The 18803-nt window shown below is 76.5% G+C and carries 21 protein-coding genes; 12 read left to right on the top strand and 9 right to left on the bottom strand.

The features are described 5' to 3' along the window. Positions 1 to 53 precede the first annotated feature (53 nt). Positions 54 to 542 carry a MerR family transcriptional regulator gene (locus D1781_RS05610; protein WP_119481231.1) on the top strand — a complete coding sequence of 163 codons (489 nt, stop codon included), beginning with the start codon at positions 54 to 56 and terminating at the stop codon, positions 540 to 542. On the opposite strand, the gene D1781_RS05605 is transcribed toward D1781_RS05610, so the two are convergent. Together D1781_RS05605 and cofG are read right to left on the bottom strand one after the other, a co-directional pair. Next, positions 473 to 1978: a flavin-containing monooxygenase gene (locus tag D1781_RS05605; protein ID WP_119481230.1), complete on the bottom strand. Its 1506-nt coding sequence runs from the start codon at positions 1976 to 1978 to the stop codon at positions 473 to 475. The genes D1781_RS05610 and D1781_RS05605 overlap by 70 nt on opposite strands. Further along, entirely contained in the window at positions 1975 to 4398 is a 2424-nt protein-coding gene (gene cofG / locus D1781_RS05600) for a 7,8-didemethyl-8-hydroxy-5-deazariboflavin synthase CofG (protein ID WP_119481229.1), read from the bottom strand. The genes D1781_RS05605 and cofG overlap by 4 nt, the downstream gene beginning before the upstream one ends. A gap of 139 nt (positions 4399 to 4537) precedes the next feature. Between cofG and D1781_RS05595 the strand changes: the two genes are divergently transcribed. The 3 genes from D1781_RS05595 (at position 4538) to D1781_RS05585 (ending at position 5966) form a co-directional block, all read left to right on the top strand. Continuing rightward, positions 4538 to 5260, top strand: a complete 723-nt coding sequence (locus D1781_RS05595) for a YceI family protein (protein WP_233551027.1) — start codon at positions 4538 to 4540, stop codon at positions 5258 to 5260. Positions 5261 to 5328: 68 nt separating this feature from the next. Continuing rightward, positions 5329 to 5625 carry a DUF2277 domain-containing protein gene (locus D1781_RS05590; protein WP_119481228.1) on the top strand — a complete coding sequence of 99 codons (297 nt, stop codon included), beginning with the start codon at positions 5329 to 5331 and terminating at the stop codon, positions 5623 to 5625. Continuing rightward, complete coding sequence (locus D1781_RS05585; RefSeq protein ID WP_119481227.1) at positions 5622 to 5966, top strand: YciI family protein; 345 nt, start codon at positions 5622 to 5624, stop codon at positions 5964 to 5966. The genes D1781_RS05590 and D1781_RS05585 overlap by 4 nt, the downstream gene beginning before the upstream one ends. Here D1781_RS05585 and D1781_RS05580 read toward each other — a convergent pair. Further along, a complete protein-coding gene (locus D1781_RS05580) occupies positions 5963 to 6511 on the bottom strand; it encodes a GNAT family N-acetyltransferase (protein ID WP_158590007.1) in 549 nt (182 codons plus the stop codon). The genes D1781_RS05585 and D1781_RS05580 overlap by 4 nt on opposite strands. 99 nt (positions 6512 to 6610) lie before the next feature. Between D1781_RS05580 and D1781_RS05575 the strand changes: the two genes are divergently transcribed. From D1781_RS05575 to D1781_RS05565, 3 genes are read left to right on the top strand one after another with little or no spacing between them, the layout of a single operon-like run. Further along, a complete protein-coding gene (locus tag D1781_RS05575) occupies positions 6611 to 6973 on the top strand; it encodes a PRC-barrel domain-containing protein (RefSeq protein WP_119481225.1) in 363 nt (120 codons plus the stop codon). A 43-nt stretch (positions 6974 to 7016) separates the two neighbouring features. Further along, positions 7017 to 7799, top strand: a complete 783-nt coding sequence (locus D1781_RS05570; RefSeq protein WP_119481224.1) for an SDR family oxidoreductase — start codon at positions 7017 to 7019, stop codon at positions 7797 to 7799. A gap of 45 nt (positions 7800 to 7844) precedes the next feature. After that, on the top strand, positions 7845 to 8897 hold the full coding sequence (locus tag D1781_RS05565; protein WP_119481223.1) for an alpha-hydroxy acid oxidase: 1053 nt from the start codon (positions 7845 to 7847) through the stop codon (positions 8895 to 8897). Between the two features lie 22 nt (positions 8898 to 8919). Here D1781_RS05565 and D1781_RS05560 read toward each other — a convergent pair whose 3' ends face one another. Both D1781_RS05560 and D1781_RS05555 read right to left on the bottom strand, forming a co-directional pair. Next, positions 8920 to 9408 (bottom strand): hypothetical protein, encoded by a 489-nt coding sequence (locus tag D1781_RS05560; protein WP_119481222.1) that lies wholly within the window; start codon positions 9406 to 9408, stop codon positions 8920 to 8922. 129 nt (positions 9409 to 9537) lie between these two features. Beyond that, the gene (locus D1781_RS05555; RefSeq protein ID WP_119481221.1) at positions 9538 to 10236 is read right to left on the bottom strand and encodes a single stranded DNA-binding domain-containing protein; all 699 of its coding nucleotides are present in this window, start codon (positions 10234 to 10236) and stop codon (positions 9538 to 9540) included. Between the two features lie 220 nt (positions 10237 to 10456). On the opposite strand from D1781_RS05555, the gene D1781_RS05550 reads away from it, so the two are divergent. From D1781_RS05550 to D1781_RS05535, 4 genes are all read left to right on the top strand, one after another. Next, positions 10457 to 11149: a response regulator transcription factor gene (locus D1781_RS05550; protein WP_119481220.1), complete on the top strand. Its 693-nt coding sequence runs from the start codon at positions 10457 to 10459 to the stop codon at positions 11147 to 11149. Then, positions 11146 to 12591 carry a sensor histidine kinase gene (locus D1781_RS05545; protein WP_119481219.1) on the top strand — a complete coding sequence of 482 codons (1446 nt, stop codon included), beginning with the start codon at positions 11146 to 11148 and terminating at the stop codon, positions 12589 to 12591. The genes D1781_RS05550 and D1781_RS05545 overlap by 4 nt, the downstream gene beginning before the upstream one ends. Beyond that, complete coding sequence (locus tag D1781_RS05540) at positions 12588 to 13139, top strand: GIY-YIG nuclease family protein (RefSeq protein WP_325048787.1); 552 nt, start codon at positions 12588 to 12590, stop codon at positions 13137 to 13139. Before D1781_RS05545 ends, D1781_RS05540 begins: the two co-directional genes overlap by 4 nt. Positions 13140 to 13242: 103 nt before the next feature. Further along, the gene (locus D1781_RS05535) at positions 13243 to 14202 is read left to right on the top strand and encodes a helix-turn-helix domain-containing protein (RefSeq protein ID WP_119481218.1); all 960 of its coding nucleotides are present in this window, start codon (positions 13243 to 13245) and stop codon (positions 14200 to 14202) included. A gap of 67 nt (positions 14203 to 14269) precedes the next feature. On the opposite strand, the gene D1781_RS05530 is transcribed toward D1781_RS05535, so the two are convergent. The 3 genes from D1781_RS05530 to D1781_RS05520 are packed head-to-tail and all read right to left on the bottom strand — an operon-like array spanning position 14270 to position 16779. Beyond that, on the bottom strand, positions 14270 to 15742 hold the full coding sequence (locus D1781_RS05530; protein ID WP_119481217.1) for an NAD(P)/FAD-dependent oxidoreductase: 1473 nt from the start codon (positions 15740 to 15742) through the stop codon (positions 14270 to 14272). Positions 15743 to 15790: 48 nt separating this feature from the next. After that, the gene (locus tag D1781_RS05525; RefSeq protein WP_119481216.1) at positions 15791 to 16306 is read right to left on the bottom strand and encodes a DUF501 domain-containing protein; all 516 of its coding nucleotides are present in this window, start codon (positions 16304 to 16306) and stop codon (positions 15791 to 15793) included. Next, positions 16303 to 16779: a septum formation initiator family protein gene (locus D1781_RS05520; RefSeq protein WP_119481215.1), complete on the bottom strand. Its 477-nt coding sequence runs from the start codon at positions 16777 to 16779 to the stop codon at positions 16303 to 16305. Before D1781_RS05520 ends, D1781_RS05525 begins: the two co-directional genes overlap by 4 nt. A 152-nt stretch (positions 16780 to 16931) precedes the next feature. Between D1781_RS05520 and D1781_RS05515 the strand changes: the two genes are divergently transcribed. Further along, positions 16932 to 17243: a Dabb family protein gene (locus D1781_RS05515; protein WP_119481214.1), complete on the top strand. Its 312-nt coding sequence runs from the start codon at positions 16932 to 16934 to the stop codon at positions 17241 to 17243. A gap of 123 nt (positions 17244 to 17366) precedes the next feature. Here the strand turns inward: D1781_RS05515 and eno are convergent, their stop codons facing one another. After that, on the bottom strand, positions 17367 to 18647 hold the full coding sequence (gene eno / locus D1781_RS05510; protein WP_119481213.1) for a phosphopyruvate hydratase: 1281 nt from the start codon (positions 18645 to 18647) through the stop codon (positions 17367 to 17369). Positions 18648 to 18803: the final 156 nt, after the last annotated feature.

Raw genomic sequence — 18803 nt, 5'->3', positions numbered from 1 at the left:
GACCTGACGTCGGCGTCAACGTCAAATCGGGGACGCCCTGGCAGGAGGCAGTGGTGCGGATCGGCGAGGTCGCGAGCCGGGCGGGGGTCAGCACCCGCGCCCTCCGGTACTACGAGGAGCAGGGGCTGCTGACGTCGGAGCGCACCGGCGGCGGCCAGCGGGTCTACCCCGACTCGGCGGTCGAGCGGGTGCGGCTGATCCAGCAGCTCTTCGCGGCCGGGCTCCCGAGCCGCACGGTGCTGCGGCTGATGCCCTGCATCGAGACCGGGCAGGGCTCCCCCGAGGCGTTCGCGCTGATGGCGGCGGAGCGCGAGCGGATCACCGCGCTGATGACCGACCTGACGGCGGCGCGGGACGCGCTCGACCGGATGATCGACATCGCGAACCACCCGACGCCGGAGCACTGCCCGGCCCTCCGCGAGCCCGCCTGGTCGCCCTACGACGGCGCCGCGGAGGCGGCGGGCGTCGACCCTCAGCCGGTCGAGGCCGGGCCCCGCGCCCCCGAGCTCGCGCTCGCCGGGGCCGGGCGGCGGACGCGGTAGGGCGCCGGGTCGAACACGCCGTTCCGCTCGCGGAAGGAGGTCGCCGTGCCCGGCCAGAGCACGGTGAGGCGGCCGCTCGCCGGGTCCCGGTAGCGGGTGTCGCAGGTCGTCCAGACGGTGCCCTCGGCGCGGGCGTCGACCTCCGCCGTGTACGCGGCCGTCGCCGCCTCCGTCACCGCGAGGACGGCGCCGTCCCCGCCGTGGGCGAGCGCGCCGAGCACGTACGCGATCTGCGACTCGATCACGTGCACGGCGGAGTTGTGGCCGAGCGCAGCGTTCGGGCCGTCGAGCACGAACAGGTTCGGGAAGCCGGGCACCGCGACCGTGGCGTAGGCGCGCATCCCGTGCCGCCAGGCCGCCGCGAGCGTGCCGCGCTCCCCGACCACGGCGTCGGCGAGGGGCGGGCGCGCCATCACGAAGCCGGTCGCGAGCACGAGCGCGTCGAGGTCCGCGCTGCGCCGACCGGAGGCCGCGACCGCGACGCGCCCGTCGAGCCGGGCGAGGGCGCTCGGCTCGAGCACGGCGCCGCCGCGGACGAAGGCGGGGTACCAGTCGTCGCTCAGCGCGATCCGCCGGCAGCCGACCGCATCGGCCGGCCGCAGCGCGTCGCGGAGCGGGCCCGGCGGCACCTGCGCCGCGAGGTGCGCGAGTGCGCGGTCGCGCAGCGCGGCCTGCTCCGGGGAACCGGCCAGCCGGGCGGCGAAGACCGCCTCCTGCTCGGCGAAGAGCGCGGCGCGGTGCGCACGGCGATGCGCGTCGTCCCGCGCGAAGGCGGCCCGTTCGGCGGGCGGGTAGGCGCGGTCCTCGCGCGGGAGCACCCAGGGGGCGCTGCGCTGGAGCACGACGACCTCGGCGCCCCGTTCGACGAGGCGCGGCACGAGCTGCACCGCGGAGGCGCCCGTGCCGACGACGCCGACCCGACGGCCGGCCACCTCGAGGCCCGCCGGCCAGCGGGCCGTGTGCACCACGGGACCGGGGAAGGTCGGGAGGCCAGGCAGCGGCGGCGTCCACGGCTCGGCGAGACGGCCGACCGCGAGCACGAGCACGTCGGCGGTCAGGCGCGACTCCCCCGCCTCGACGCGCCAGACGGCGTCGTCCGCGTCCCACGCGGCCGACCGCACGGTCGTGCCGAGCCGGATGCGGTCCGCGACCGGCCGGGCGCAGCGCTCGAGGTAGGCGCGGACCTCCGGCCCGGAGGGGTAGCGCCGGCTCCAGCCGGCCTCGGGCGCGAACGAGAAGGAGTAGAGGTGCGCGGGGATGTCGCAGGCGACCCCCGGGTAGGTGTTGTCGTGCCAGGTGCCGCCGACGCCGTCCCGCCGCTCGAGCACGACGACGTCGTCCTCCCCCGCCGCCGCGAGCCGCAGCGCGAGCCCGATGCCCGCGAAGCCCGCGCCGACGACGCAGACGCGGACGTGCTCGGTCGCGGCGCCGCTCACGAGGCGACGGGCAGCAGGCGCCGCGCGGCCTCCCCGGCGACCGGGAGCACCGGGGCCCGGTGCGCGCGGACCGCGGCGACCCGCTCCGGGTCGGCACGGCCGTAGGTCGTCGTCCGCTGCACGACCGTCCGCCCGAGCCCGGCGGCGACCGCGTCGACGTCCGGGACCGCGATCGACCGGCCGGCCTCCGCTCCCGCGTCGGGGTGGGCGGCGCCCGGCAGGAGCAGGCCGCCGAGGTCGTCCGCGCCGCCGGCGAGCACGCTCCGGGCGCCGTCGAGCCCGATCTTCGGCCAGGCGGCCTGCACGTGGTCGATGCGGCCGCGCAGCAGCAGTCGCGCGACCGCGTGGACGGCGCGGACCTCCCGCGGCGAGGGGCCGCGGCGGCTGCCCGCAGGGACCCCGACGGGCGAGTCGGCGGGGACGAACGGCATCGCGATCAGCTCGGTGAACCCGCCCGTGTCGTCCTGGATCGCCACGAGGCGCCGGAGGTGCGCGACGACCTGCAGCGGCGTCTCGAGATGGCCGTGGACCAGGGTCGCCGTCGAGCGGAGGCCCGCGCGGTGCGCGGCGCGGACCACGGCTACCCACCGGGCGACGGAGGGGTCGGTGCCGCCGGAGAGCGCCGCGCGGATCCGGTCGTCGAGGACGCGGGCGGCGGTGCCCGGCACGCTCCCGACGCCGGCGGCGCGCAGCTGCCGGAGGAACGCCTCCGGGGAGGTCCCGGCGCGGTTCGCGCCGTCGAGCACCTCCGCGGGCCGGAAGGCGTGGACGTGGATGCCGGGCGCGCCGGCCTTCAGCGCGCGGACGAGGGCCGGGAACGCCTCGCCGGGCAGCGCGGGGTGGAGCGGCCCCTGCACGCACACCTCGGTCGCGCCGGCCGCCCACGCCTCCGCGGCGAGCAGCGCGACGTCGTCCGCGGCGAGGCCGCCGCGCCGCCCCTCCGGGTCCCAGCGGGTGCCGTCGAGGTTCCGGTTCGCGACGAAGGTGAGCACGTCGCCGGTCGTCGCCGCGCGCGCCCGGTCCGCCGCTGCGGCGAGCGCCTCGAGGTCGTCGCCGTCGGCCGAGAGGAGCGCGGCCCAGTCGTCGTCGGCGAGCCCGTCCGGGTCGTCCTCGGCGCGCCCGACGAGGCGGTCGAGCGACGCGGGCGCGCGCGGGACGGCGAGCCGGACCGGGGCGCCCGCCTCCGCGGCGAGGCCGGTCGCATCGGCGTGGGCGTCGACCGCGGCGCGGAGGGCGGGGTCGATCCACTCGTCGCCGAGCCAGCGCGGGTGGGCGGTCAGGCGCTGGCGGAGCCGGTACCCGTGCTCCGCGGTCAGCCGGGCCAGGTCGTCCACGTGGGGCCAGGGCCGCTCCGGGTTGACGTGGTCCGGGGTGACGGGGCTCACGCCGCCCCAGTCGTCGATGCCCGCGCGGATCAGCAGGCCGAGCTCGCGCTCGTCGGTGAGGTTCGGGGGCGCCTGCAGGTGCGCGTCGGGGCCGAGCACGAGGCGCGCGGTCGCGACGGCCGCGACGTAGCGATCGGTCGCGAGGTCCGGGGCGCCCTGCATCGCCGTCCGCGCCTTCGCCCGGAAGTTCTGCACGATCGTCTCCTGCACGTGCCCCCACCGGTCGTGGGCGTCGCGGATCGCGACGAGGGAGTCCGCGGCGTCGCGCAGCGTCTCCCCGATCCCGAGCAGCACGCCGGACGTGAACGGCACGCGGCTGCGCCCCGCGTCCTCGAGCACCTGCAGCCGCAGCGCCGGGTCCTTGTCCGGCGACCCGAAGTGCGCGCCGCCGCGCTGCGCCCAGAGCGGCACGGACGTCGTCTCGAGCATCATCCCCATCGACGGCGCGAGGGGCCGGAGGCGCTGCAGCTCGATCCACGTCAGCACGCCGGGGTTCAGGTGCGGCAGCAGGCCGGTCTGGTCGAGCACGAGCCGCGCCATCGCCGCGAGGTACTCGAGCGTCGAGCCGTAGCCGTGGGCCGCGAGCCAGTCCGCCGCCGCGGTCCAGCGCGCCTCCGGCCGGTCCCCGAGGGTGAAGAGCGCCTCGCGGCAGCCCGCCGCGGCGCCCTCCCGCGCGATCGCGAGCACCTGCTCGGGCTCCAGGTAGGCGGCCTCGCCCTTCCGCAGCAGCCCGTGCGGGGTGTCGACGAAGGTGCAGTAGTGGCAGCGGTCCCGGCACAGCGTCGTGAGCGGGATGAAGACCTTGCGCGAGTAGGTGATGACGCGGCCGGTGTCGCCGCCGCGCGCCGTCGCCCCCGCGTCCCTGGCCGCCGAGGCGAGGTCGAGCAGCGCCTCCAGCTCCGGCCCGCGCGCGGCGAGCAGCGACGTCGCGGTCGCGGCGTCGAGCCGACCCGCGCGCTCGCCGCGGGCCGCACGGGTCAGCGCGGCGCGGACGTCGGCGGCCGGCACGGCGGGCTCCGTCGGGGTCAGCGGCATGCGTCCAGTCTGCGGTGCGCGCCGCCGGGCGTCGGACCGCGCCCGGTCGGCGCGGTCCGGTCGGCGCGGTGCGATCAGGAAGACGGGGCACACTCGCTCCGACACGACCGAGGTCGCCGAGGTCGCCGAAGGGACGGGCATGAGCATCCGCCGCCGGACGAAGGTGCTGATCGTCGTGGGCGCGGTGGTGGTGGTCGGCGCCGTCGCCGCCGCGACGGCCGGCCCCGTGCTCTACCGAGACCTGGTCGTCGGGCCGCCCGACGCGGCACCGAGCCTGCAGGCGCAGGAGGAGGACGCGCCGACGCCGACGGTGAGTGCGTCCGTGGACCCGCTCGCCGCGCTCCCGTCCTCGTGGCGGGTCGCGCGCGGCTCCTACGCCGGGTACCGCGTGGACGAGCGCCTGAACGGCACGCCCGTCACCGTCACGGGCCGGAACCGCGCGGTCAGCGGGACGGTCGAGACCTCCGGCACCCGCGTGTCCGCGGCGACGATCGTGGTCGACCTGCGGAAGGTCGCGACGAGCGAGCCCGCCCGCGACGCCTACTTCCGCTCGACCGCGATCGACACCGACCGTCACCCCACCGCCACGTTCACCCTGACCGGCCCGATCGCCGCCCCGGCGGGCACGCGGATCGGTGCCGTCACCGAGGTCGTCGCGCGCGGCACCCTCGAGCTCCACGGGACGAAGCGGGAGGTCTCGGCCCCGCTCCAGGCCGTCGTCGGCGCCGAGTCGTCGAAGATCGCCGGATCCATCCCGATCCGCTTCTCGGACTACGGCGTCACCGCGCCGGACCTGGCGTTCGTGCAGGTGGAGAAGACCGGGCGCATCGAGTTCCAGGTGGAGCTGACCCCGGCGGGCTGACCTCCACGGACCGACCTCGGGGCCCGGATCGCTTCCCCTCGCTCCCCGCTCGGCCTAGGGTCCCGCGCATGTGCCGCAACATCCGCTGCCTCCACAACTTCGCGCCGCCGACGACGGACGACGAGGTGCGCGAGTCGGCGCTCCAGTTCGTCCGCAAGGTGAGCGGGTCGACGCGGCCGTCGCGGGCGAACGCGGAGGCGTTCGAGGACGCGATCGAGGAGATCGCCGTCGCGACCCGGCGCATGCTCGACCGGCTCGTCACGAGCGCGCCGCCGAAGAGCCGCGAGCTCGAGGCGGTCAAGGGCCGCGCGCGGCACGAGCAGCGCATGGAGCGCGAGGTGCGCATCCGGACGGGTGCGGCGTGACGCACTGGCTGATCTCCTTCCCGAGCGCGGCGATGCGGATCCCGGAGGAGGACCTCCCGGACGTGGTGCGCGACTCGCACGCGATGGTGCGGCGCGCGAAGGACGCGGGCGTCTGGCGGTTCGGCGGCGGCGTCGACGAGGCCGTCGAGCCCGTGCGCGTCCACGCGGACGGCGGCACGGACCGCGGGCCGGAGGCGGGGCTGACGCACCTCGACGGCGGGTTCGCCGTGCTCGAGCTCGCCACCCGCGAGGAGGCGCTCGTCTGGGCGGCCCGGTTCGCCGCGGCCTGCCGGTGCCCGCAGGAGCTGCGCGCGTTCGGAGCGGGCTCGGAGGCGTCCTAGGCCGGCGACGACGGTCGACGTGCCGCCCACTCGCGGCGCAGCAGACCCATCCGCACGACGTCCTCGTAGCGGCCGCGCACCCAGGCGTGCTTCCGCTGGCGCCCCTCGACGACGAACCCGACCTTCTCGTAGGAGCGGATCGCGGCCGCGTTCGACGCGATCGCCTCGAGGTGGAGGCGACGGAGGTTGCGCCGCACGAAGGCGAACTCGACGAGCAGCTCGAGCGCCGCCGTGCCGATGCCGCGTCCGCGCGCCTCGGCCACGAGGCCGATCCCGACCTCGGCGTGCCGCGCGAGGGCGTCGAACGCGAACAGGCTCGTCCCGCCGATCGCCTCGCCGTCGGCCTCGATGACGAACCGCGCGGTCTCGGGGGCGCCCTCGGCGTCGCGCCGTGCGAGCTGCGCGTCGAACTCGGCCCGGCTGAGCGGGGCGGGACCGGAGGGGCTGCGCTCCTCCCACGTGTCGAGATCGGCGGCGAGCCGGTGGAGCAGGTCCAGGTCCGCGTCCGTCCGGGCCCGCAGCAGTACCGCCGGTCGATCGCCCACGGCGGCACGGTACGCCGGGTCCGCGTCCCGTCGCTTCCCAGTCCGCTCCCACCGCGCTGGTGGGATCATCGCGGGAGACGTGCAGGTGAGGAGACCCCGATGTCCGACTTCCCCGCGGAGAACATCCGGGACTGGCGCGACCACGACGTCGTGGACGCCGCCGGCGACAGGATCGGCTCGCTCGAGTCGGTGTACTTCGACACCGCGACCGACACCGCGACCTTCGCCGCGATCCAGATCGGCCTGCCCGGCCGGCGGCGCCTGGTGTTCGCGCCGCTCACCGGCGCCGTCGTCGCGCCGCGGTACCTGAAGCTGCAGGTCGACAAGAAGACCGTCAAGGACGCGCCCTCCATCGACACCGACGGCGAGCTGACCAGCGAGGCGGAGCCGGCGGTGTTCGAGCACTACGGCCTGCCCTACGCGCTCGGCGCGAACGGCGAGCGCCGGCTCGGACGCCGCTGACCCCGCCTCCCCGCGGAGCGGCCGGGCACGGCAGAGTGTCGGCATGACGACGACACGACGGGGTGCTGCGGTCCTGACCGGCGTGGGCCGGCGGCGGGGCATCGCCGCCGCGATCGCGCTCGGCCTGGCCGAGGACGGCTGGGACCTCGTGCTGCCCACGTGGACCCCGTACGACCGCCGGCTCGGCATCGGCGGCGGAGCGGACGAGGTCGTGGCGATTGCGGCCGCGGCCCGCGACGCGGGTGCCGCGGTGACGCTCGTGGAGGCGGACCTCGCGGCGGTGGACGCGGCCGAGACGGTCTTCGCCGCGGCGGCCGCCGCCGACCGGCTCGGGCCGGTCCGCGCCCTCGTGCTGTCGCACAGCGAGTCGGTCGACAGCGGGATCCTCGACACGACCGTGGCGGCGTGGGACCGGCACTTCGCGGTCAACGCGCGGGCGGCCTGGCTGCTCGTGAAGCGCTTCGCCGAGGGGCTGCCCGACGCGCCGTCGACCGCCGTCACCGGCCGGATCGTCGCGCTGACCAGCGACCACACCGCCTTCAACCTCCCCTACGGCTCGAGCAAGGGGGCGCTCGACCGGCTGGTCCGCGCCGCCGCGGTCGAGCTCGGGCCGCGCGGCATCCGGGCGAACCTCGTCAACCCGGGCCCGATCGACACCGGCTGGATGGACGACGCGATCCGGGAGGCGTGCGTCGCGGAGACGCCGGCGGGCCGGCTGGGCACGCCGAGCGACACGGCCGACCTCGTCCGCTTCCTGCTGTCCGACGCCGGCGGCTGGATCTCCGGGCAGCTGCTGCACAGCAACGGCGGCTTCCACGTCGGCTGACGCCTCCCCGCTCCCCGTGGGCCCGCCCGGACTACCGTGCGTCCGATGGACCTCGTCGAGCTCGAGCGGCGGGCCGCCGCGCGGCTGCCGCAGCACGTCTACGACTACATGCGCGCCACCGCGGGCGGCTCCGAGGTGCTGGAGCGCCAGATCGCGGAGTGGGACGCGATCCGGCTCCGGCCGCGGGTGCTGACCGGCGCGACGCCGCCGGCGACCGCGACGACCGTGCTCGGCACGCCGGTCGCGGCGCCGATCCTCGTCGCGCCGATGGCCCAGCAGGTCGACGCGCATCCGGACGGCGAGCGCGCCACCGCCGCGGGCGCCCGCGCGGCGGGCTCGCTGCTCGGCGTCTCCACGAACACGGCGGTGCCGTTCGCCCGGATCGCGGAGGGCGGTGCGCCCTGGTGGTTCCAGCTCTACGTCACCCGCGACCGGCGGCTCAGCACCGCGCTGCTCGAGCGCGCGGTCGCGGCGGGTGCGGGCGCCGTGCTGCTGACCGTCGACATCACCCGCCTCCGGCACCCGCGCGCCGGCGCCTCGGTATCGGTCGAGCCGACGGACTGGACCGACGGCCGCACGGGCGCCCGGCTCGCCAACCTCACGGAGGAGGAACTCCGCATCGCGCGCGGCGAGGGCGGCCGCGGCGACCGCGGGCTCGGCGTCGACGCGATCACCTGGATCCGGGAGGTCACCGGCCTGCCGGTCGTCGTGAAGGGCGTCCTGCGCGGCGACGACGCGGCCCGCGCCGTCGACGCGGGCGCCGCGAGCGTGCTCGTCTCCACGCACGGCGGGCGGGGCCTGGCCTCGAGCGTCGGCTCGGCGGCCGTGCTGGCGGAGGTCGTGTCCGCGGTCGGCGGCCGGGCGGAGGTGTACGCGGACTCCGGCATCCGCTCCGGCCTGCACGCCGCGGCGGGGCTGGCGATCGGCGCCCGGGCCGTGTTCGTCGGGCGGCCGGTGATGTGGGGCCTCGCGGCGGACGGAGCGGCGGGCGTCACCACGGTGCTCGAGGCGCTGCGGGACGAGCTGGTCGGGGCGATGGACCTGCTCGGCGCGAGCACCGTGGCCGACCTGACGCCGGACCTCGTCGCGCCGCGCTGAGTTTTCGACGCCGGAGCCGCGGTCAGGGCACGAGCGCCTTGAGCAGCGCCTCGAGCCCCGCGCCCGGCCAGGGCCGGACCGGCTCCCCCTCCGGCCGCGTGCCCCAGGTCGTCGTCGTGCCGCGCTGCAGGGAGAAGTCGCGGACGGCGAGGTCGAGCGACCGGGCCTCCCGCCGACCGAGCGGCCGCACCTCCCCCGTCCACGGCGCGCCCGCGCCCGCGGTGGACTCGGAGCCCCAGGTCGTCGCCCGCACGAGCCGAGCGTCGGGCAGCAGGGCGTAGCGCGTCAGCTGGTGGTCGGTCTCGGCCTGCTCCGCGCCGTCCGCCTCCCAGGTGCGGCGGCGGTGCCAGGCGAAGTCCGCGAGCGGCCAGTGCCGGTGGAGCACGGGGTGCACGCGGTCGAGCCAGAACTCCTCCGCCGGCGTGCGGGTCGTCCGGGCCGCGCGCTCGGCGAGGCGCTGGGCGCCGCCGAGGTCGACCCAGTCGGAGCTGGTGCGCTGCGGGTCGGTCACGCGGGCTCCTTCCGGCTCGGCCTCCAGGATCCTCGCCGATCGCTGGACGCCGGGCGACGCGGAACGGCGCAGGACCCGCGAGCGGGTCCTGCGCCGTCCTGCGCCTTCAGCCGGTCGGGCAGCGGGCGGTCAGGAGCCCGTCGACGCGCTCGGCGCGGCCGAGGGAGCGGCGGGCGCGGCCGGTGCGCTCGGCGCACCGGAGGGGGCGCTCGGCGCCTCGGTCGAGCCGGACGGCGCCGACGGGGCGGCCGGCGCCTTCGGGGCCGCGCCGTCCTTCGGAGCCGGGCCGCCCTCGCCCGGCGCCGGCGGGGTCGGGCGGCCGACCTGCACGGCGGTCGCGTCGAGGGTGGTGCCGTCGGAGGCGACGGTGCCCGTCGCGTCGATGTGCTTGCCCTTCACGATCGCGGAGGTCGACGACGAGGCGCCGTCCTTCTCGACCTTCACGTCGTCGGACAGGCGGATCGTGCGCGTGAACCCGTCGGGGTCCTGCACGGTGACCGTGCTGCCGCTCACGGACTGCACGGTGCCGCCGATGTGCGGCGCGGGGTGGTCCCGGCCCGGACCGCGGCCCGGACCGCCCTGCGCGGGTCCCTGCGGCCCGCCGGCCGGACCGCCCTGGGGGCCGCCCTGCGGACCCCCCTCCGGCGCGACGGGCGCGCCGCTCGGCGCACCCGAGGGAGCGGCGGCGGGTGCGGACTGGGAGGCGCCGGGCGTCGGCATCCCGTCGGCGAAGGCGACGGTGCCGAACCCGACCGCGCCGGCGACGGCCAGCCCGGCGGCGCCGAGGACGACCGCGCTGCGGCGGGAGGGCTTCTTGAACGACTGCATGGGGTGCTCCTGACTGCTGGGGCCGGTCGCTCACGACCGGTGCCGCGCTTCCGGCGACGGGATCCAGACCACGGCCGCCCTCTGAAGCGGACCTGAAGCGGGCGGCGCCGCGGGCGGCCTTCAGCAGCGCTTCAGGCGCCGGGCCGGTTCATGGCTGGTTCATCGGATTCCGAGAGGGACGAGGGCCTTCCGCCGCGGTTCCGCACCGCACGATCGGAGGATGACCGCTCCCGCCCGGATCCTGCTCGTCGAGGACGACCCGCTCATCCGCGAGTCCGTCACGGCCGCCCTGCGCGGCGCCGGCATGGTCGTGCACGCGGCCGCGGACGGCACGGGCATCGGCGCCGTGCTCGCGGACTTCCGGCCCGACCTCGCGCTGCTCGACGTCTCGCTGCCGGGCGACGCGGACGGCTTCGCGCTGGCCCGGGCGCTGCGCCGCGACCGCGACCTCCCGATCGTCTTCGTCACCGCGCGCGACGCGGGCGCCGACCGCCTCGCCGGGTTCGCGGCCGGCGGCGACGACTACGTCGTGAAGCCGTTCCTCGTCGAGGAGCTCGTGGCCCGGGTGCGGGCGCTCCTGCGCCGCCTCGGCCGCGTCCCGTCGACGCTCGACCTCGGCGACCTCGTCGTCGACGAGGGCAGCGGGGAGGCGGTCCGCTCCGGCGCGGTCCTCGAGCTGACCGCGACGGAGTACCGCCTGCTCGCCTACCTGGCGCGGGAGCGCGGCCGCATCCTGTCGAAGACGCAGCTGCTCACGCAGGTGTGGGGCTACGACGAGTACGACCCGAACCTCGTCGAGGTCCACGTCAGCGCGCTGCGCCGCAAGCTCGAGCTGCACGGGCCGCGGATCCTCCACACCGTGCGCGGCTTCGGCTACGTCCTCCGCCCGGTCCGCGGGTCGGAGGCGGCGTGAGGACGCCGTCGCTGCGCCGCCGCGTCGTGCTGTGGGCGGTCGCGGTGCTCGCCCTCCTGCTGCTCGTCGTCGGCGTCGGCGTGGACCTCGCGCTCGGCGCCGTGCTCCGCGCCGAGCAGCGCCAGCGCCTCGAGTCCGTCGCCGGCCTCGCGACCGAGCTGACCGGGCTGTCCGACCAGTCCCTCGCCGACCGGCTGACGATGCCGGGCATCACGGCCCGCATCACCTACTCCTCCGGCGCGGATGCGGTGACCGGCGTGCCGCAGGCGCCCCCGGCCCGGCCCGGCGGCCGCCCGCCCGGGCCGCCGGCCGCCCGGCAGGCGGACGCGGACGTCGTCGTCACCGAGCGCGACGGCGGCCTCGTGGCGACGCAGGCGCTCCGCCCCGGCACCACCCTCGAGCTGCGGGCGGACAGCGGCCAGATGGACGCCGCACTCGTCCGCTTCCGCTGGATCATGGCCGTCGCGAGCGTCGTCGCGATCGCCCTCGCGGCCGTGGTCCTGCCCCTCGCGCTGCGCCGCGCGATGCGGCCGCTCGACGCGCTGACGGAGGCGGCGAGGGGCACCGCGGGCGGCGATCGGGGCCGCCGGCTCGCGCCGCAGGACCCCGGCACCGATCTCGGCCGGGCGGCGGCGCAGTTCGACGCCATGCTCGAGGAGCTGGAGGGTGCCGAGCGGCGGGCGGCCGACGCCGCCGACCGGCTGGCGCGCTTCCTCTCCGACGCCTCGCACGAGCTCCGCACGCCGCTCGCGGGCGTCTCCGCCGGCGCCGAGCGGCTCATCCGCGAGCCGCTCGACGCCGACGAGCGGGACCGCGTGACGGTGTCGATCGTCCGCGAGGCCCGCCGGGCCGGCCGCCTCGTCGAGGACCTCCTGCTCGTGTCGCGCCTCGGGGAGCTGCAGGTGCGCACCGCGCCGCAGCCCCTCGCGCCGCTGCTGCGCGAGGCGGCCGACCGCTCGGCGCAGCGGCGCCCGTCGCCGGCGGTCGAGGTGCTGGGCGGCGACGCGCTCGTCGCCGTCGACCGGGAGCGCCTCGACCAGGTGCTCGCGAACCTCGTCGGCAACGCCGCGCAGGCCGGCGCGCAGCACGTGCGGCTGCGCCTCCTCGACCGCGGCCGGGACGCGGAGGTCCGTGTCTCCGACGACGGGCCGGGCGTGCCCGCGGCCCTTCGCGAGGCCGTGTTCGAGCGGCTCGTCCGCCTCGAGCGCGCCCGGCCCGCCGCGACGGGCGGCGCGGGGCTCGGCCTGCCGATCGCCCGCGGGCTGGTCGAGGCCCACGGCGGCTCGCTGACCTGCGTCGACCCCGACGACGGCGACCTGCCGGGCGCCGTGCTCCGGCTCGTGCTCCCCCGGATCGACGCGGCGCCGGAGCGCGCCCCGGCGGGCTCCGGATCGGACCGGGCGGCGGTGTCGGAGGCGGGCGGCATGCTGCAGCGACCGTGACCGATCCCTCCGCGCCCTGCGCCGTGCCCGGCTGCGCCGACGCGGCCGCCCGGCCGGAGCTGATCCCGCTCTGCGCGGACCACCTCGCGCTCGCCGCGGAGGTCGAGGGCTCGGTGCACGGCGCCGCGGACGTGCTGCCCGCGCCCTGCCGCCTGTGCGGGTCGCGGCTCGGCGTCCGATTCCTCTCGGGCCGCGTGTGCGCGGTGTGCGAGTGGCCGTACGGCGAGCAGCCCGACGGCGAGCTGCCGCCCCCGCGGGTCGACGTCGTCTACTACCTCCGCTTCCGCGACCGCGTGAAGATCGGCACCACCGCCAACCCGCGGCAGCGCTTCGGCGCGATCCGGCACGAGGAGCTCCTCGCGTTCGAGCGCGGCGACCGGCGGGTCGAGCACCGCCGGCACGAGCAGTTCGCCGCGGACCGCGCCGGATCGAGCGAGTGGTTCGCCTACAGCGACGCGATCAGCTCGCACGTCGACGCGCTCGCCGCCGGCGTCGACCCGTGGGACCGGTGGCGGCGCTGGGTCGCGGAGGCGACGGCGACCGCCTGAGCCGCCCCCCTCCCGCTCCGGACCCGCCGTCCCACAGCGGCTCTTCAGGGAACGAGGCTCGGCACGACGTACACATGGACGGCTCGACGAGGAGGAGGTGGCGATGGACGGATCGGCGGAGCGCCTGTCGGTGCGGACCTCCGACTTCGACCGCGGCGTCGCCTCGTTGCGGTCGGTGTTCGGCGACGTGGACCTCGCGCCGCCCGAGGACCGCGCGCCCGACTTCGTCCTCCGGTCCACCCGCACCCCCGCCCTGACCGCGACGCGCTGGTCGATCTCGGGCGTCGCGGGCGGCCGCCGGGCCGAGTCCGACTGCGCCGAGCCCGCGTTCCTGACGGGCGTCCGGGTCGGCGGCGGCCTGCGCATGTGGTGGCGGTGGGACGACATCGACACCGACCGGCCCTTCCTCTACCCCGACGCGATCGACTCGGCGCTGCAGGACCCGGACATCGCGAACCTCGCGATCGCACGGGCCGCGGTCGACGAGCGGGCGCGGGCGATCACCGGCCGGGACGACTTCGAGGTGCGCTTCACCGGCACCGCGCCCATCGACCCCGCGATGGACGCGGTGTGGCGCAGCACCGCGGCCTACGCCGCACGCATGACGGAGACGCTGCCCGCGACCGAGGACGCCGCCCTGGCGCAGGCAGCCGTGGTCGACCTCGTCGCGACGGTGCTGCTGCGCGTCTTCCCGAACACGACGCTCGACGCGGCGAACCGGCGGGACATCGGCGGCCCGCGCGGCGCGGCGCTCCGGCGCGCGCTGCGCCACATCGACGAGCACCTCGACGCGGAGCTCACGGTCGTCGACATCGCGGCGGCCGCGCGGCTCAGCCCCCGCGGCCTCTACGCGGCGTTCCGCCGGGACCTCGACACGACGCCGATGCACCACGTGCGCTCGGTCCGGCTCGTCGCCGCGCGCGACGCCCTCCGCAGCGCGTCGCCGCTCGAGACGACGGTGGAGGCGGTCGCCCTCCGGTACGGCTTCCCCGACGCCGGCCGGTTCGCGCGCCGGTACGCGGCGGTGTTCGACGAGACGCCGGTCGAGACGCTGCAGCGCTGAGGACCCGCTGAGCAGACGAGGAGGGGCCCGGCGTCGCCGGGCCCCTCCTCGTCCGCGGCGCGAGCCGCTACTTCTTCGCCGGCTCGGGCTCCGGCGCCGGGTTCGCGTAGACCGGCCCCTCGACGCCCTTGGCGCCCGGCAGCTCCGGCTCGACCTCGGGCTTCTTCCGGGCCCGCGGGGCGCGCTTCGGCGCCTCCGTCACGGGCTCGGCGGCGGCCGGCGGCTTCGGCCGGGACGCGAACGTCTCGAACGCGACGCGCGGCTGCTCGCGGGCGAGCAGCTGGACCATGTCGCGGCCGAGCACGAAGTTGAAGACCCAGTTGCCGATGACCCGGATCTTGCGCTCCCACGTCGGGATCGCGAGGCCGTGGTAGCCGCGGTGCATCACCCAGGCCGGGAAGCCCTTCACGGCGATCTTGCCGCTCTGGAACGCGCCGACGTAGAGGCCGAGGCCCGCGACCGCGCCGAGGCTCTCGTGGTAGTAGTCCTTGACGCCCTCGCCGCGCAGGCTGGCGGCGATGTTCTTCGCGAGCAGCTTGCCCTGGCGCACCGCGTGCTGGGCGTTCGGGACGCAGAAGCCGCCCACGCCCTTGCCCGTGAGGTCCGGCACCGCGGCCACGTCCCCGGCGCCCCAGGCGTCGGGTACGACGTCGCCGTCGGCGGTGACGACCCGCAGGTCGGCCTTCACGCGGAGGCGCCCGCGCTCCTCCGTCGGCAGGTCCGTGTTGCGGAGCATCGGGGACGCCATCACGCCGGCGGTCCACACGATCACGTCGGACTCGAAGGTCTCGCCGGTCGACAGCTGGATCACGCCGCCCGTCGCGTCCTTCAGCTGGGTGTCGAGGTGCACGTTCGCGCCGCGCTCGGCGTAGTTCTTCAGCACCCAGTGCGAGGTCGGCAGCGACACCTCCGGCATGATCCGGCTCATCGCCTCGATCAGGTGGAAGTGCGTGTCGTCGAACGTGAGCTGCGGGTAGCGGGCGAGCAGCGCGGACGCGAGCGAGCGCATCTCGCCGAACACCTCGATGCCCGCGAAGCCACCGCCGACCACGACGAAGGTGAGGAGCCGGTCGCGCTCCGGCCCGGCCGGCAGGTTCGCCGCGAGCTCGAAGTTGCGGACGATCCGGTCGCGGATCGCCACGGCCTCCTCGATCGTCTTCAGGCCGAACGCCTCGTCGGCGACGCCCGGGATCGGGAAGGTGCGCGAGACGGAGCCGGCGGTGACGACGATCTGGTCGTACGACATCGTCCACGGCTCGCCGACCGGCGGCGTGATCTCCGCCGTCTTCGCGGCGTGGTCGATGCGGGTGACCTTGGCGGTGATGACGCGGGAGCGCTTCAGGTGCTTGCGCTGGTCGACGACCGCGTGGCGGGCCTCGACGGCGCCGCCCACGACCTCGGGCAGGAACGGCTGGTAGGTCAGGTACGACAGCGGGTCGACGACGACGATCTCCGCGTCCTTGGCGGAGAGCCACTTCTCCAGCTTCCACGCGGTGTAGAAGCCGGCGTAGCCGCCGCCGACGATCAGGATGCGAGGCACGATCGGAGGATTCCCTTCGGGGTCGGTCGTTGTTACCGGTGAACGATGCTATCGGGGCGCCGGAGCGGGCCACGGACCGATGAGCGAGCGGACGGGCGGCTCCGCGGCGGCCGCCTCGCTGAGCGCGAGGTCGCCGATCGGGTTCACGCCGGGTCCGGCGGCGAGCGCGTGACCGGCGAGGGCGTGCAGGCACTTGATCCGCACGGGCATGCCCCCGGCGCTGATGCCCGCGACCTCCTCCACCTCGCCCGCCGCGGCGCGGTCGGCGAGGTAGGCGCGGTGCGCGGCCGCGTACTGCTCGGCGTACGGGCCGTCGGCCTCGACGAGCGGGCTCCACTCGCGCATCAGCCCCTCCGCCTCGAGCCGGGAGACGGCCGCGACGAGCGCCGGGTGCGTCAGGTAGTAGAAGGTCGGGAAGGGCGTGCCGTCCGCGAGGCGCGGCGCGGTCGACACGACCGCAGGCGTGCCGTTGAGGGTGCGGGCGGCGATGCCGAGCACGTCGCGCACGGGTCGGCCGAGCTGGGCCGAGACCGTCGCGAGGTCCTCCTCCGTCGCCGGCGTCACCGGGCCGGCTCGGTGGTCGTGCCCGCCGCGACGAGCGACTGCACCAGCGCCTCGGTCCACGGCGTGCGGTCGGGCTGCGCGGTCGCGCCCGGAGCCGGGGCCGCGGCGTCCGCCGCGGACGAGTGGATGACGCGGTACGCGGTGGTGCCGGGCGTCACGTAGAAGAGCCGGCTGCCCGCCTGCGCGCGGACGTACGCGGGGTCGTCCCAGCGCGCCTTCTCCGCGCCCAGCCGCTGCAGGTCCGCCCGCTGCTGCGCGATGCGCGCCTCCGTGTCGGCGATCCGCCGCTGCTGCGCGAGGTTCGTGCTGACGGCGGGCGCGAGGGAGAGGACGCCGAGCACGAGGAGCACCAACGCGGCGATCGCCGCACCGGGCACGCGCACGCGCGCCGGGCGCGCCGGGCGCGTCGAGCGGGCGCCGTGCACGTCGTGCACGTCGTGCACGTCCTGCTCCGCCGCGCGCGTCCCGCTCATCCGCGTCCTCCCGATCCGAGTCGCCGAGTCTATTCGGCGGCCGGGCGCGGCCCGGCGGGCGCGCCGTCGCCCGGGCGGCGCCCCTCCCCGCCGTCGCCCGGGGCGGGTCCGGAAGGATGAGCGCCCGATCCGCCTGTGGAAGGACCACCGCCATGACCGCCGTCCGGCACACCGTCGCGTTCGCCCTGCCCCACCCGCCCGACTCGGCGGAGGAGGCCGCGTTCCTCGCGGACGCGCGCCGACTGGCGACGATCCCCGGCGTCGAGGGCTTCGTGGTGCTGCGGGCGGACGGCGGCGAGCTGCCGCTCGCCCTGTCGATGGAGTTCGCGGACCGGGACGCCTACGCGGCGTACGACGCCGACCCGCTGCACCGCGACTTCGTCGAGCGGCGCTGGCTGCCGACGGTCACCGCGTTCCAGGAGGCCGACTTCGCCGTCGTGCCCCCGCCCTCCGCGCTCGGCTGAGCGCAGCCCGGTCCGAGCCCTTCGCGGATCCGCAGAAACGACGCGGATCCGCAGAAACGGGGCGACGCGCCGGGTCGAGGAGGTCTCGGCCCGGCGCGTCGCCCGGGAACTGCGGATCCGCGATCAGGCGGAGAAGCGCGGGAACGCCGCGAGGCCCGGGTAGACCGCGGCCTCGCCGAGCTCCTCCTCGATGCGGAGCAGCTGGTTGTACTTCGCGACGCGCTCGCTGCGGGCCGGGGCGCCGGTCTTGATGAGGCCCGCGTCGGTCGCGACGGCGAGGTCGGCGATCGTCGTGTCCTCGGTCTCGCCCGAGCGGTGGGACAGGATCGCCGTGTAGCCGTTGCGCTGCGCGAGCGCGACCGCGTCGAGGGTCTCGGTCAGGGTGCCGATCTGGTTCACCTTGACGAGGATCGAGTTCGCGGCGCCGAGCTGCAGGCCCTTCGCCAGGCGCTCCGGGTTCGTGACGAACAGGTCGTCGCCGACGAGCTGCACCTTGTCGCCGACCTCCTGCGTCAGCGTGGTCCAGCCCTCCCAGTCGTCCTCGGCCAGCGGGTCCTCGATGGAGACCAGCGGGTAGTTCGCGACGAGGTCGGCGTAGTACGCGGACATCTCCGCCGCCGACTTCTTCTGGCTCTCGAACGTGTAGGCGCCGTCCGCGAAGAACTCGGTGGAGGCGACGTCGAGCGCGAGCACGATGTCCTTGCCGGGCGTGTAGCCGGCGGACTGGATCGCCTCCATCAGCAGGTCGAGCGCGGCGCGGTTGCTCGAGAGGTTCGGGGCGAAGCCGCCCTCGTCGCCGAGGCCCGTGGAGAGGCCCTGCTTGCTCATCAGGCCCTTGAGCGCGTGGTACGTCTCGACCCCGGCGCGGATCGCCTCGCGGAAGCTGTCCGCGCCGACCGGCAGGATCATGAACTCCTGGATGTCGACGTTCGAGTCGGCGTGCGCGCCGCCGTTGATCACGTTCATCATCGGCACCGGCAGCACGTGCGCGTTCGGGCCGCCGAGGTAGCGGAAGAGCGGCAGCTCGGCGGAGGCCGCGGCGGCCTTCGCGACGGCGAGGCTGACGCCGAGGATCGCGTTCGCGCCGAGGTTCGACTTGTTCTCGGAGCCGTCGGTCGCGATCAGAGTCGCGTCGACGATGCGCTGGTCGGCGGCGTCGATGCCCTCGACGGCCGGGCCGAGCTCGTCGATGACGGCGGCGACGGCCTTCTCGACGCCCTTGCCGCCGTAGCGGCCCTTGTCGCCGTCGCGCAGTTCGTACGCCTCGAACGCGCCGGTGGAGGCGCCGGAGGGCACCGCGGCGCGGGCGACCACGCCGTCCTCGAGCAGGACCTCGACCTCGACGGTCGGGTTGCCGCGAGAGTCGAGGATCTCGCGGGCGTCGATGGTGTCGATGGCGGCCATGGGTCTCCCTCTTTCCAGCTGCGGACGCGTGCTCCGCGACCGCCCGCAAGCCTAGTGAGGGCCGGGGAGCGCCTTCCGAACAGCAGGCGAACCCTGACCCGCCCCCTTCGCGGATCCGGAGATCCGTCGCGGATCCGGAGATCCCGGGCGACACGC

Source organism: Amnibacterium setariae (assembly GCF_003581425.1).
GTDB classification, from domain to species: domain Bacteria; phylum Actinomycetota; class Actinomycetes; order Actinomycetales; family Microbacteriaceae; genus Amnibacterium; species Amnibacterium setariae.
This window is presented reverse-complemented; position numbering and strand designations above follow the sequence as displayed.

Bases quoted from the DNA above. Each gene is read 5' to 3' on its own strand.
- cofG (WP_119481229.1), bottom strand. From the start codon at position 4,398: ATGCCGCTGACCCCGACGGAGCCCGCCGTGCCGGCCGCCGACGTCCGC.
- D1781_RS05595 (WP_233551027.1), top strand. From the start codon at position 4,538: ATGAGCATCCGCCGCCGGACGAAGGTGCTGATCGTCGTGGGCGCGGTG.
- D1781_RS05590 (WP_119481228.1), top strand. From the start codon at position 5,329: ATGTGCCGCAACATCCGCTGCCTCCACAACTTCGCGCCGCCGACGACG.
- D1781_RS05575 (WP_119481225.1), top strand. From the start codon at position 6,611: ATGTCCGACTTCCCCGCGGAGAACATCCGGGACTGGCGCGACCACGAC.
- D1781_RS05570 (WP_119481224.1), top strand. From the start codon at position 7,017: ATGACGACGACACGACGGGGTGCTGCGGTCCTGACCGGCGTGGGCCGG.
- D1781_RS05565 (WP_119481223.1), top strand. From the start codon at position 7,845: ATGGACCTCGTCGAGCTCGAGCGGCGGGCCGCCGCGCGGCTGCCGCAG.
- D1781_RS05555 (WP_119481221.1), bottom strand. From the start codon at position 10,236: ATGCAGTCGTTCAAGAAGCCCTCCCGCCGCAGCGCGGTCGTCCTCGGC.
- D1781_RS05550 (WP_119481220.1), top strand. From the start codon at position 10,457: ATGACCGCTCCCGCCCGGATCCTGCTCGTCGAGGACGACCCGCTCATC.
- D1781_RS05535 (WP_119481218.1), top strand. From the start codon at position 13,243: ATGGACGGATCGGCGGAGCGCCTGTCGGTGCGGACCTCCGACTTCGAC.
- D1781_RS05520 (WP_119481215.1), bottom strand. From the start codon at position 16,779: ATGAGCGGGACGCGCGCGGCGGAGCAGGACGTGCACGACGTGCACGAC.
- D1781_RS05515 (WP_119481214.1), top strand. From the start codon at position 16,932: ATGACCGCCGTCCGGCACACCGTCGCGTTCGCCCTGCCCCACCCGCCC.
- eno (WP_119481213.1), bottom strand. From the start codon at position 18,647: ATGGCCGCCATCGACACCATCGACGCCCGCGAGATCCTCGACTCTCGC.